This is a genomic window from Pseudidiomarina tainanensis, assembly GCF_004214835.1.
In the GTDB taxonomy this organism is placed as follows: Bacteria; Pseudomonadota; Gammaproteobacteria; order Enterobacterales; family Alteromonadaceae; genus Pseudidiomarina; species Pseudidiomarina tainanensis.
In genome coordinates this window covers 213,929-226,701 of sequence record NZ_PIQJ01000002.1, presented here as the reverse complement: position 1 = coordinate 226,701, position 12,773 = coordinate 213,929, and the positions used below count along the sequence as shown (strand labels likewise).

Below are 12,773 nucleotides of genomic sequence, written 5' to 3'. Positions count from 1 at the left end.
GCGCACTGCCGGCGTATTAAGCACCGCGCGGTTTTAAACCAGCCAGATACGTATCAATGGCTTGATTGGCTGCTTGCATCAAATCGAAATAGGTTTGATCAAGTAGCCAGTTATACATAATCCCATCGACCAGACTAAACAAGCCAATAACAGTGGCTTTGGAATCATACTTCTCGTCAATCAAACCTTGCTCTTTGCCTTTATCTGCGAGTAATACGCACTCGGTGATGCAGGCATTGCGACCACCTAAATGGCGCAAGTGAATGGGCAGTGCATCGTCGACGTATTCGCACTTATGCAAAAGAATATTAACCAGCGCCTGCGTGTGCGGATCGTCATGGACTTGTCCGACAATATGCAAACAGCGTGCGCGCAGATGCGAGACTGGGTCGCCTTGGTAGGTTTGCGCCAGTTCATCACGCATTTCGTCAACTGGAAGACGCACGCGCTCCATCAGAGCATCAATCAAGTCGAGCTTATTTTGAAAGTGATGGTAGATAGCACCACGGGTTACCCCAGCCGCCTCTGCCACCTGATTCATGGAGGTATTTGAGACGCCGCGCTCGCTGAATAAACGCTCTGCAGCGTCTAATAGCGCTGACCGTGTCGTTAAAGCATCTTCTTTCGTACGTCGAACCACATTACACCTCTTTACTCAATCTCGGTGACATTATAATCGATATCAAACAAACATGCATGTATGTATGTAAAAAGTGTAATCAACTCCGTGTCAAACGGTGCTATGCTGTTCATGACACTTAAATTTGTTGGAGGTTGACCATGAAAAATGATATTGACCAACGCCTCGTACTCGACGCGTTTGAGACCATTATTGAATATGGCAAACCGGATGATGAAGGCCGTAAAACCCTCGAAGGCATTACCGCGTATACCGATTTTGATGGCTATACCGTGTTCCTTGAAGGCCAAGGCGTGAATATGCGTTTAGAGTTTCATAATAAATATCACTTGGATTATGAACACGAGCGCCAATTTGAAAATTTTATGAAGGCCATTGAAAACATCAGTAAAGGCCACTATACCCCAGAACGTGGTGAATAAATTTAGAGGCGCTGACAGTGAGTAAACATAAAGCCTATAGTGTGGCGGAAGAAATAGCGCATGCCCTAACGCATGGCGTGGGCGCAATTGCAGCCATCGTTGGGCTGGTGTTCATGCTCGTTTGGGCGGTGTCATACGGTGACACCTTCCACGTCGTCAGCGCCGGTATTTATGGCGCTAGCTTAATTCTACTTTATCTTGCCTCGACGCTTTATCATGCGTTTCCTTGGCCGCGCGTAAAAGCTTTCTTTCAGCAGATGGACCACGCGGCTATTTACGTATTAATTGCCGGCACCTACACGCCATTCGCATTGGTTAACTTGCGCGGTGCGTGGGGCTGGACATTGTTAGCCGTGGTATGGAGCATTGCTCTGATTGGCGTCATCATGGAAGTGGCCATGAAAGAGCGCAAGAAATGGCTGTCTTTAAGCCTATACCTAGGCCTAGGTTGGATGGCCTTAGTGGTGATCAAACCCATGTTGGAAACCGTTGAAGCTGGCGGCTTGTGGTTATTGCTAGCCGGCGGCCTTGCCTATACGTTCGGGGTGATCTTCTACGTGTGGAAATCGTTGCGTTTTCACCACGCCATTTGGCATGTATTTGTGCTCGCCGGCAGTGTTCTGCACTTCTTCTCAGTGTTTTATTTCGTACTGCCGCACCCTGAAATAATTTAACGAGATGAGCAAAATTAGTCTTCATTATTGGGATTTATGATTTCTCGTTAAATGTTTCTTCTATCGCCTCAAAAAGTTGGTTACGGCGAATAGGTTTAGACAAATGACGGTGAATACCACATTCCTTCGAGTAATTAATTTCAAGCATTGAGGCTGCAGCTGATAAAGCGATAATGGGTAGTTGGGGCTTAGTTGACTTAATCCGTTTACTCGCCTCAAAACCATCAAGAATAGGCATCTGAAGATCCATGATTATCAAGTCATAGTGATTTTGATTAGCGAGGTCGACCGCTTCTTGACCATTTTCTGCAAAATCGACTTTGCAATGTGTCGCTCGAAGTAGATGCTTCATCAGGTCACGATTTAGTTGAACATCTTCGGCCACAAGAATTGTGCGATTTGAAAAGTCATAATTCGCGATGAAGCTTGTCTTTCTTGTATCATTTTTTTTCTTATCTCTATGAGAGGCCTTTTTCAAGGTCAACGAGAAAAAGAATTTGGAGCCGTTTCCAGGGGCGGATTCAACACAAATTTTACTGCCGAAGGCATTAACAAGTCGTTGACTGATGGCCAACCCCAAACCTGTACCTGTCTGCTTATGTTGAGGCGTTTGTCCTCCTTGTTCAAACGGCTTGAATAAACGCTCGACAAGCTCGCTCTCCATTCCTATGCCTGTATCCTCAACTGAGATGTAAAGATCAGTAAAGCGACTATGCTGTTGAATTTCCTTGATTGTAACGGTGACATTACCGTGGTACGTAAATTTAATCGCGTTGCTTATTAAATTCATGAGCACTTGAGAGAATCGTAATGAGTCTGTGAGCAAAATCGTTTCAGAACTGAATTCACGATTAATCAGAAAGTTAACATTACGCTTTTTCGCTTGAGGGACGAATAATTTCGATAGGCTATTGCAAACTTCATTCAAGGAAAGAGGCTCTGCACTCAAACTGAGCTTACCAGCCTCAATTTTCGAGAAATCTAAAATATCATTAACGATACCGTGAAGTAATTCTGAGGAATATTTGATCGTATTCACGAAATCGAGTTGAGACTTAGAAAGCTTTGTATCGCCAAGTATTTCACAATAGCCAACTATCGCATTTAATGGCGTTCGAATTTCATGGCTCATATTGGCAAGAAAATCGGATTTTGCTCGGTTAGCAACCTCGGCTCTTTCGCGCTCTTTTATGAGGTTTTTAAAAGTCTCTTCGCGTTCGTACATATTGACGAGCATCTCGGCATATAACCACAATAGCTTACGTTCTTTTTCTGAATACACGTGGTGCTTCTTGACGCTATCAAAACCAATGAAACCAAGTAATTTTTTTGGGCTCAACATAGGAATGGTCATCAGGCTCTTGATACCTTGCGGTTCGAGAATTTTTCGCACGCCATCTTCTGGTGAGAGCGCATAGGTATCGGCTACATGCATTTCTTCGCCACTTCGATGAGCACTTACCCACTCTCTAAGCTCGCTTAAATCGACATCTTGCAAGTTGTCAATTTCGGCTGTGATTCCTGGCGCGCACCATTCATAAGTGTTTGAACAGTGCGTCGCTTGTTCGTTATAAGAAAATATATATGCGCGGTCTGCGTTTACAAACTTCGCCATCTCCTCTAGCGAGGACTGGATTGCTTCGTCAGATCTTTCGAGTGGTAGATTTAAATACTCACGAGCTATTTTAATTAATAGAGCTTCTGTGGGAGTGGTTGAGTTTGTCATTAATAGTATTCTTCGATGATAATATTTAGAATTTATTGCGCTTTATTATAAGGTTAGTTACGGGCTACAGATTGCATAGCTGTATCAAGAGATCGGTTAATCTTTGATAAGTCGCACACATTAACCGTGTCTGACACCACACTACCCGAAAAATATTCAGCACCGCAGGCTCGGAAAAAGTTAATCATCTCTAAGTCACTAACCCCATCAACATATACGCTTTTATTCAAATTACGGATGGTTGCAATCATTCCTTTTAAATATTGCGAAATCTGTTTATTGGATTTGTAATTTAGAACTAATTCTCGTGATAGTTCAATAAAGTTAACTTGAGCTTTAGTCATTAAATCAACACGAGGTGGATTATTTTCACTATGCGTTACTGATATTTTGACATTCAACCCTTTCAGTTCATTCAAATGATACAATTGTGCGAGGTAATCTTTGTTAGGATAATTTTCTTTCAAACACAAAGTTAAATTCGAAAGATCGAATTCAATATCATCGGCTAAATCGGTAATTAACCGCACAAGTGTGTCAGTTGTGAATGAAGTGATACATACAGAGACGTACAGCTGAATCGGGTGCTCAAATACTGATTTAAAGTTCTTAAGATATCTAAACAAAAGTCGAATTGATGGCTCGTCTACCGCTAGCGACATGCCAAATCGCTCAGCTTCTTTAAAAATTGAAGTGACTTGATTGCGAGATTCCAAAGGCCAATCAACAACACTACGTAGTCCGTGAAGTTTCAACTGATCTGCTTCAAGCTGAAAAACCGGGTCGAATTTTAATGAAACTTCATCTGCTTCAAAGGCGGCTAGTAGTTGATAGAGATAATCGACAGGTGTTGTCATGCATCAATTTCCATTAATAGTTTATTAGCTACTGTGTGAATTTCTTGAACCAATGTCGACAGGTCATCAACATTGCTATTAATGTGCGACACACTCATAAGTTCAGACTCAAATTGAGATTCAATTTTTTCAAGCTGATTACCAACTTCAAATAGACCTATAGTGTTGGCGGTTGATTTCATAAGGTGAGCGATGCGACGTAATTCATTTGCCGAAATTTTATCGCCATATGATCTGAGATGATTAATTCGTTCCAAATATTGTTTGGATTCATTTCGAACTGTAAATAGTAGTTCAGAAATGAAATCGAAATCACCATCAAACTCTTGTTCTAAAAATAGCAATGACATACCTAACCTTTTTAAACTTCACTGAGTCGAGCTTGTTGCTTCAGACGCATGATTAAATCTTTTAATGGTAGAGAGCGCCCGATAGCCGAGCCTTGAAAGAGTATGTTGGGTAAGCTTTTTAAGCCGCCAAGTTGCTTATTGGTTTCAATATCTTTAATGACAAGTTTAAATCCTTCGGAGTTAGCGGCTGATGCAATAGAGTTGATGAGACGTATACCTCTATGTTCAAAGTACTCTGGATTAAGAAATACGTTAGCCAGCTTAATTTTCGTTATCGGAAGTGACAATAGTAGATTGAAGTTGTTGCATCCAAAGCCAAAGTCATCCAAAACGATTGAGAAACCGAAGTTTTTCAATCTGAAAATATTTACTAACTTACGATTATCAATATTCATTACACTAGATTGTAGCAACTCTATCTCTACTCGGCTTTTCTCAATGTTATATGTTCGAGCTAATTGATTTAGATTAGAAATAAATTGATCAGAGCCCAATAATTGCTCCGGCAATTGCATTGCAACGTTAATTCGTTTTGGTATGTCTCTTAGGTCGCCGAACAAACGTTCGAATAGGTGTAGACCAATATCATCGGTATAACTTTTTGATGCATAAACTTGGGTCAACTCATCGAATGGTATCTGGCCGATAATAGGCGTTCGCAATCGGATCGATGCCGAAAGAACCATAGTCTGGCTATCTGAAGCGCGCACTTGTGGTTGATATACCAAACGAAGCATGCTTTTCAGATCGTCATAACTATGTTTGTGTTGAATACTTTCTAGTCTTTTGAGTTTGTGGCCAATCAGATGGCTAAAGTATTCAACCTCAAACTTATCTTTTTTTCGTGCGAGCAGCAGGGCAAACATGGCATTTGCGATGCTCTCATTGATTGTCCATTTCCCAAGGTTAGTTGCTACACCGCATGCTAACATCGCAACCGCTTTCGAAATCTTCCCGCTTATGTTTTTTTTATATGGCGCGTTAAGTCGAGAGAGCAGCGGAGCTAGGTCGTTAGCATTAACGACAGCGCTTATAACTGCTATTTGAGATAAGCTAATTCGGCTCATGAAAACGTGATTTGGTGCCAACAGCAGATTAAGGGTATGAGCGAGTTCATTCATCGATTGGTGTGCTACATTCATTCCTTGATGATGGGCAATTTCATCGAAATTTTTTTGTTCCACAATGATGACGCTGTAGGAATTCGGTAAATCAGATGGATTAATTTCCAATGGATTTATCGTTGGCAACCAGCCATGGTGCTTATAGCTTTGTAATTGCTTTTCAGCCGAAGTAAGAGCAACTCGTTCTACGAACTTCGAAGTTGTAAGCGGTTTTGTAATAAAATCGGCGACACCATGTGCAAGTGCTGTTCGTTCACTTTCGTTCGAGCGCTTTGCTGTTATGACTATCTTAGGAATTTCATTAAACCCCTGAATAGCATTAAGTTTCTCTATGAAGTCAATCGCTGAGCAATCTTGAAGCAAATAATCAATAATGATCACATCGGGCTTGCGCGGCGCCATTGATGAGATTGATTCAATATCTTGACTAACGCCTTTGAAGCTAGATACCTGGTAGCCTTGACGGTGCAACAACCATTGGGCAACTAAGCGCGATGTCGGATCGTCATCTATGACAAGTGCTGTTCGTGATTTAACTGAATCACCTGAATGGCTGATATGTGCTGATGTAGAGTGCATTCTTTATCCTCGATAATCTAGCGAGGATAGATTATAAGCCAAAACGAAATAAATCAACAAAAATGATAAAAATGTCAAAAATATTTTATTTCGCTCGGTGGGTATCAATAGCCCCCTGTAAATAGCCTCGGAAAAAGGCTTTGTTTATCGGCTTTTCAATTATTGTTAGACCTTCATTATCAATATTTGAAGGTTTGATTGATGTTCCAGTGACAATAAGGATGTTCAAAGAACTTTGGTGAGCATCTGCCGAAATTCTTCTCAGCATTTCATAGCCATCCACATATGGAATGTCGATGTCCAAAATTAATAAGTTAAACCGCTGTTGCCCCAGCTTCAAAAGCGCTTCAATACCATCACTGGCATACTCGACGCGAACATTTTCTGAATTTGCCTCTAGCAAATGTTCATAAAGTTTTACTGCGACAGGATCGTCTTCAACAATAAGAATAGCTAATTCATTTGTTCGATAGGATTTGACTTGTGGTGTTTTATTAACTTCTGTTACAACTGAATTATTTTGCTGCATGCCCTGCATTTCAACCACAGACTCTTTAAGAATTCGGCGATGACCCCCAGCGGTTTTCCATGCTTTGAGTTCGCCGCTCTCCACCATTTGCTGCACTGTCCCTACCGACACACCGAGCAACCTTGCTACTTCTGATGTACTCAAGTAAGTGGTTTTGGAGCTCTTGCTTTGCATTAGAATATCGCCTGTGAATAGAAGTGCTTGATGTTGAATTAGTTGTATTTTGCAATTTTCAGAAGTTTATACAGAAACTAGCAATAGTGTAAACCGTTATTATCAGCGCAAATTTTCGTTAATATCCTAGCGAAATACTGATTGTTAAAAATATCGAATTTATCATTTTTGTGGTGTATATTAACTTGAACGAATCACCAATGCTTTGTGAGCAATTCATGCCTAAATCAGCAAATATCAGAACATTCAACGAGTGCTGCTCCGTTCTCGTTGCAGAAGACAACAAAACCAGTCAACTGATCGTTGATTTTTATCTAAAGGAATTTGGCGCATCAACTAAAATTGTATTTGACGGCGATGCATTGCTTGCTGCATTAGAAGCAGACAGTTTTGATGTGGTTATCGTTGACGCAATGATGCTTATACTTGATGGGGTTAATGCTATAGAGATAATTCGTAAGAAAAAACTTCACGATAACAAACCAATCATTTTATTGACTGCCGATGCAGTGGGCGTTGCGCGTGGCAAATATCGCAAATTGCCGATTCAAGCTGTGCTGACGAAGCCATACACAAAAAATGAGTTGTTTGAAACAATCTCAAGTGTCGTATTATAAGTCGTCAGAACAAACGGTGAACTCAAAGGTTGTACCGACTCCAACTTCACTCTGGCAGTCTAATTTCGCTCCCATCAGTTTGGCCAACTGCATACATATTGCAAGGCCTAAACCAGTTCCTTCAAAGCGTTTGGATGCGCTTGATTCTAACTGCTGGAATGGTAAGTAAATCTGTTCGATATCATTTGGGCTAATTCCAATCCCCGTATCGATGACTTTTATGTGCAAGCAGGCTTGCTCATAAAAAACATCAACGTTCACAGACCCGGTGTTCGTGAACTTTATGGCGTTGCTGATTAAGTTGCTCAGTATCTGCTTGACGCGTATCGCATCTAAATTTAGATAGTCTGGTACAGACTTGTGTATCTCAAGTTTGAAGCGAAGGTTTTTCTTTTCAGCAATAGGTTTAAATGTGTTTGCTATGCCACTTAAACATTCTCTTACATCAACGCGAGTATTATGAATGCTAAGTGTACCTGATTCGATTTTTGAGAAATCTAAAATATCGTTGAGCAAATCAAGTAAATGTTTCCCATTTTCTTGAATGAGTAGCAGCTGCTGATGAACTTCTTCACTGTGTTCTTGATGCAACAATATTTCAGTGATTCCGATAACACCATGGAGTGGAGTACGTATCTCATGGCTCATATTTGCCATGAAGATGGATTTCATATCATTTGCGGCAGAGACTGAACTCAATGCAAGTTCGAGCTGTTCGGTTCGCTCATAAACATGCCGCTCTAGGTTTTCGTTAATTTCAATTAGATGTTGATTTAGAGTTTTATTTTCTTCAGTGCTTTGAGTTAAGTTCGCAAGTGTTTTCGCTAAATCCTTTGTGAATCGATGATAGCCAGTACGCAAGCTTTCTAGTTCGGCTACATAATAATGGCTACTCGATTCAAGAGGTACAACACCTTTAGAAGTGTTTGCCAACTCAATATTTTCAACTAATTTACTGATTGGCTTGGTTAAAGCGCCGGCGATAAAATATAGCGGGATGCCAAATAGAAAAGACATCGTCAGTAATAATAAAAACGAACGAAGCATATATCCGCTGAGTACAGATTCATACGTACCGATTGGTATAAAGCTAATTGTTGACCAGCCAGAACTTCTATTTAATGTTCTATAGCCAATGTACTCCTCTCCATTTGATGTTACGGTAACTCGCGTAGGTGATGAGATATCAGAGTCGCTCGATAGAAAGTCTGGGGCTTTGGTCAGTGGTGCAATTTTAAGTTCAGGCGAAGCAAATACAACGCTGTTCTGTTTGTCTGAAATGATATAAACATCATTTCGGTCAATTTTTGGAATCCAGTGACTATAGAGGCTTTTGAGATTTAGTGAGCCTTCTATTATCCCAGAGAAACTATTATTTAGGTAATATGGCACAGCTAATGCAAGAATAGGGTCAGTACCAAAGCCTTGGCCTTGAAAGCTATCAGAAATATAGGCTCTTGATGTTTCCTTGGATACGATAAAATAATCTCGTGCTGAGACATTGGTTGAATTGTTAATTTTTGCTATCTTGAGCATTTCGGCAGGCCACGTAGCTATAATGTTGCCTTCTGTATCAGTCGCGAGCATCGTTAAGTAAGACGGATATAAATCTCCTGTAATATCAAGAAGGTCGCTTATATTTTTGTTGCTATTTTGTTGCGTTACTATCTCACTAATAAATTGAATGGCTGAAAGGTGCGTAGAAAGATGATTATTAACCGAGTCATCCACGACTTCATTTAAAATGACGGTGTCTCTTTTTATTTCATCAGTCAGTTCTTTGTTCATTGCTTGTAACCAAAAGTAAACTGTGACTGAAGAAATAGAGAATGCAATGAAAAATCCGGTGTTCAAAATCACCTGAGCGGTTGAAGTTCGAAATTGTATATTTGGTTCAAATTTTAAATATCTCAGTGCATGGAAAATTAAATACCCTAGAAGGATATTAAATAGTCCATTAAGGCTATATTTCAGTGAGATGCTATAGGTTTCGATTGTGGAAAAATCACTGAAGTAAAAGTAATTCGCAAAGATAACAACTGGGCCTAGCGTTAGCCAAAAGAGGAGACCGGTTAATAGAACGCTTTTCCCATATCGAACTGCAAGAAAGACCAAAATAATTTCTATGGTAAAAGGGAGAATACCAAGGTAGTGTCCCCAAAAGTAGCTCGTTAATAGACCCGAAGCTATAGAAATAGGCAGGCCAACTCGCAATCCGTACAAAATTGTTAGAGCAATAGCAATCGAATTACCTAAAAATATTTGGTCGCTATAAATAAATGGTATCGGAAAGCAGTTGATGAGAAGAGCTAAAATAGCTCCCAGAATAAACAGAGAAGTTTTTAACCTTGGTAAACCGTTGATTATTCTTTTCATTCACTGAATCCAGCCAAGTATTAAAGCCAATTAATTAACTCAATAGACGCAGTCAAGCTATAGAACGCTGTTGAGTAACTGTTCTGCCCACCAATCCTTTAATTTACTACTTGGAAACGGTCGCGTCAGAAAATAGCCTTGCGCAGCATGCACACCCAGATTTTGTACGGTGGCTAATTCTTTTTGATTTTCGATACCTTCAACGACCGTGGAAATATTAAGCTTTTCTGCCAGCTCCACGACGTGTTTCACAATCATTTGATTGATCTCATTGGTGTCAATTGAAGTGACAAAAGAGCGATCGATCTTTACCTCGTTGATTGGTAGCATCAATAAGTGCGTTAACGAAGCGAAGCCTGTACCAAAGTCATCAAGTGATAGAGTAACACCAAACTGTTTTAGGTTTTCGAGATGGGATTTAAAAACATCTAAATTTTTAAAAGTATCACTTTCAAGAATCTCCAGTCGCAAATGTTCCATCAGAATGGGATACTTGGTGTAATAAAGCTCTACTTGCGCTGCAAACCAAGGGCTCATTAGCTGAGCTGGGCTGACATTGATGCTCAAGCTAAGGGTGCGGTTTAGTTTATGCAAACCCTTCAGTATTGTCAGCGCCTCTTCAAGTACAAATTCATCGATAAGTCGCTCGGCTTCGGTTCCAGCAATTGCGTCGAGCAAAATAGCAGGGCTAATTATTCCGCGTTCAGGGTCAATCCATCGAATGAGAGCTTCAAAACCAATGACAACCAAGTTCTTAAGGTCGTATTTAGGCTGTAAATAAAGCTCGAACTGATGGTTTTCGAGCCCAAAGATTACTTGATCGACTATTTCTCTCTTTTTTCGGCGAAGTAAGACTGCTTCGTCATCGTATATGTGTAAATTATTACCGCCTTCGTGCTTAACGTGAATGCAGGCTTCTATAGCATTTCGTAATACATGGTCCGGCGATTTATCCTGCTCTTTAAGGATGTGCACGCCAATTGATGCAGTTATGCTTATAAGATAATCCGATATTTTGATAGGAGCGCTAATAAATTCGCAAAGCTGCGCTAGGTTTGAGTCAAGATTCTCTAACGCAATGAAAACAAAAAACTGATCACTCGCACTTTGCGACAAAAAGTCATCTGGACTTAAGATACTGGCTACCCGTTCGTGTATTGAGCGCAAAGCTATTTCACTCACTTCGCAACCAAAGTCCTGCTGAATCTCGAAAAAGTGATCAAGATCGATGTAGCACACGGCAAATAATTTCTCTGCTGTCACTCCAGAAGTAATTTTCGCGTTTAGTTGGTTGTAGAAATGCCCAAACATCTTAATTTATACCTTTAAGTTCCAACGCTCGATTTTTCGATATAACGTTGATGGATCAATTTCTAAAAGCTTTGCTGCCTTCCTGACACGTCCATCACAGTGCTTTAGAGCCATCAAAATAACCTCTTGTTCGACTTTCCACATTGGTTGTAGTGGATTTACCGTCGCCTGATCTGAATCTTCGGCAGGGCTCTGAGTTATTTGTTGTCTCGGCTCAATGAGATTTGAAGGAATCATTCCAGGAGTAATAACATCGCCATCATTTAATACAATAATTTTGCGGATAGTGTTGGATAACTCGCGTATATTACCCGGCCATTTATAAACTCGAAAAACAGACTCTACGGCGTTGGAATACCGTTGGAAGCTTTTGTTCTCTTCCAATGAAATTGCCTTGAGAAGCTCTCGCGCAATAAGAACGACATCATCACCCCGCTCCCGTAGAGGTGGCAGATGGATTGGCAATACGTTAAGGCGATAGTAGAGATCTTCTCGCAATATACCTGCTGCAATTGCTTCATGAGGATCCCGATTCGTTGCACAAACGAATCTTACATCGACCGCTACAAGCTCATTACTTCCTAGCGGCTGAAATTTTCTAGTTTGAATGAAGCGAAGTAGCTTGCTTTGAAGATCGACTGGAAGCTCCCCAATTTCATCGAGAAACAATGTACCGCCGTCAGCGCGTTTGGCAGCTCCCACCCTCTCGGTATTCGCTCCGGTAAATGCACCGCGAACGTGACCAAAGAGCTCCGACTCGAGTAACTCGCGAGGAATAGCGGCGCAGTTCAGGGCAATAAACGGACGATTGCGCCGGTCACTTTCTAAATGAATGGCTTCTGCGCATAGCTCTTTACCTGTCCCACTCTCGCCGGTGATAAATATAGATGCGCTACTTTTCGCTGCACTTTTAATAATTTCAAATATCGTTGTTATCGCAGGCGACCGACCAACCATGCCATGAAAAATATATGGTTTCGAGGAGCTGTTTAGGTGACTAATCCGCTTGGTCAATCGAACATCGCGAAAGGCATTGGCGATCGTTACATTGAGACGACCTCGGTCAATCGGCTTAGTGAGATAGTCTGTGGCTTTTAAGTGAAGAGCTTTACTGACCTGCTCATAAGAGCTATCACCCGTTACGATAATTATTGGAATATGCTTATCGATTTCGCGAAAACTTTGTAGGAGTTGAATGCCGTCGATATCTGGTAGATTTAAATCGAGTAGGACTAAATCTGCCATATGTTGCTGAAAACTTTCCAAAGCTTCCGCCCCATTATCGACAACGGTAACTTCAAATTCTTTGCCTAAATAATTTCTGTAAATTAAAGACGTCGTTTGGTTATCTTCAATGATAAGAATTTTTCTTCTTGTTATATTTTCAGACATCT

General features: G+C 40.8%; 12 protein-coding genes. 3 read left to right on the top strand and 9 right to left on the bottom strand.

The annotated features are described in order from the left end of the window. Positions 1-16: 16 nt before the first annotated feature. Positions 17-640: a TetR family transcriptional regulator gene (locus tag CWI82_RS09615; RefSeq protein ID WP_130203376.1), complete on the bottom strand. Its 624-nt coding sequence runs from the start codon at positions 638-640 to the stop codon at positions 17-19. A 140-nt stretch (positions 641-780) separates the two neighbouring features. Between CWI82_RS09615 and CWI82_RS09610 the strand changes: the two genes are divergently transcribed. Together CWI82_RS09610 and trhA are read left to right on the top strand one after the other, a co-directional pair. Further along, positions 781-1,062: a DUF3081 family protein gene (locus CWI82_RS09610; protein WP_092857384.1), complete on the top strand. Its 282-nt coding sequence runs from the start codon at positions 781-783 to the stop codon at positions 1,060-1,062. A 17-nt stretch (positions 1,063-1,079) separates the two neighbouring features. Next, positions 1,080-1,736 carry a PAQR family membrane homeostasis protein TrhA gene (gene trhA / locus CWI82_RS09605; RefSeq protein WP_130203375.1) on the top strand — a complete coding sequence of 219 codons (657 nt, stop codon included), beginning with the start codon at positions 1,080-1,082 and terminating at the stop codon, positions 1,734-1,736. Between the two features lie 34 nt (positions 1,737-1,770). Here the strand turns inward: trhA and CWI82_RS09600 are convergent, their stop codons facing one another. The 5 genes from CWI82_RS09600 to CWI82_RS09580 all read right to left on the bottom strand — a co-directional run bounded on the left by CWI82_RS09600 (position 1,771) and on the right by CWI82_RS09580 (position 7,075). After that, positions 1,771-3,462: a GAF domain-containing hybrid sensor histidine kinase/response regulator gene (locus CWI82_RS09600; protein WP_130203374.1), complete on the bottom strand. Its 1,692-nt coding sequence runs from the start codon at positions 3,460-3,462 to the stop codon at positions 1,771-1,773. Between the two features lie 53 nt (positions 3,463-3,515). Then, positions 3,516-4,319 carry an EAL domain-containing protein gene (locus CWI82_RS09595; RefSeq protein ID WP_130203373.1) on the bottom strand — a complete coding sequence of 268 codons (804 nt, stop codon included), beginning with the start codon at positions 4,317-4,319 and terminating at the stop codon, positions 3,516-3,518. Continuing rightward, a complete protein-coding gene (locus CWI82_RS09590; RefSeq protein WP_130203372.1) occupies positions 4,316-4,669 on the bottom strand; it encodes an Hpt domain-containing protein in 354 nt (117 codons plus the stop codon). Before CWI82_RS09590 ends, CWI82_RS09595 begins: the two co-directional genes overlap by 4 nt. Before the next feature lie 11 nt (positions 4,670-4,680). Then, a complete protein-coding gene (locus CWI82_RS09585) occupies positions 4,681-6,372 on the bottom strand; it encodes an EAL domain-containing protein (protein WP_130203371.1) in 1,692 nt (563 codons plus the stop codon). An 85-nt stretch (positions 6,373-6,457) separates the two neighbouring features. Further along, positions 6,458-7,075 (bottom strand): response regulator, encoded by a 618-nt coding sequence (locus CWI82_RS09580; protein WP_130203370.1) that lies wholly within the window; start codon positions 7,073-7,075, stop codon positions 6,458-6,460. 218 nt (positions 7,076-7,293) lie between these two features. Here CWI82_RS09580 and CWI82_RS09575 point away from each other — a divergent pair, with 218 nt between their 5' ends. After that, the gene (locus tag CWI82_RS09575) at positions 7,294-7,692 is read left to right on the top strand and encodes a response regulator (protein WP_165383917.1); all 399 of its coding nucleotides are present in this window, start codon (positions 7,294-7,296) and stop codon (positions 7,690-7,692) included. Here the strand turns inward: CWI82_RS09575 and CWI82_RS09570 are convergent. Genes CWI82_RS09570 through CWI82_RS09560 form a run of 3 tightly spaced genes read right to left on the bottom strand, consistent with a single transcriptional unit; the run spans position 7,687 to position 12,771 of the window. Then, positions 7,687-10,068 carry a sensor histidine kinase gene (locus tag CWI82_RS09570; RefSeq protein ID WP_130203368.1) on the bottom strand — a complete coding sequence of 794 codons (2,382 nt, stop codon included), beginning with the start codon at positions 10,066-10,068 and terminating at the stop codon, positions 7,687-7,689. The genes CWI82_RS09575 and CWI82_RS09570 overlap by 6 nt on opposite strands. Before the next feature lie 57 nt (positions 10,069-10,125). Further along, positions 10,126-11,379, bottom strand: coding sequence for a bifunctional diguanylate cyclase/phosphodiesterase (locus CWI82_RS09565; protein ID WP_130203367.1), 1,254 nt, complete (start codon positions 11,377-11,379; stop codon positions 10,126-10,128). Positions 11,380-11,385: 6 nt separating this feature from the next. Then, the gene (locus tag CWI82_RS09560; protein ID WP_130203451.1) at positions 11,386-12,771 is read right to left on the bottom strand and encodes a sigma-54-dependent transcriptional regulator; all 1,386 of its coding nucleotides are present in this window, start codon (positions 12,769-12,771) and stop codon (positions 11,386-11,388) included. Positions 12,772-12,773 lie beyond the last annotated feature (2 nt).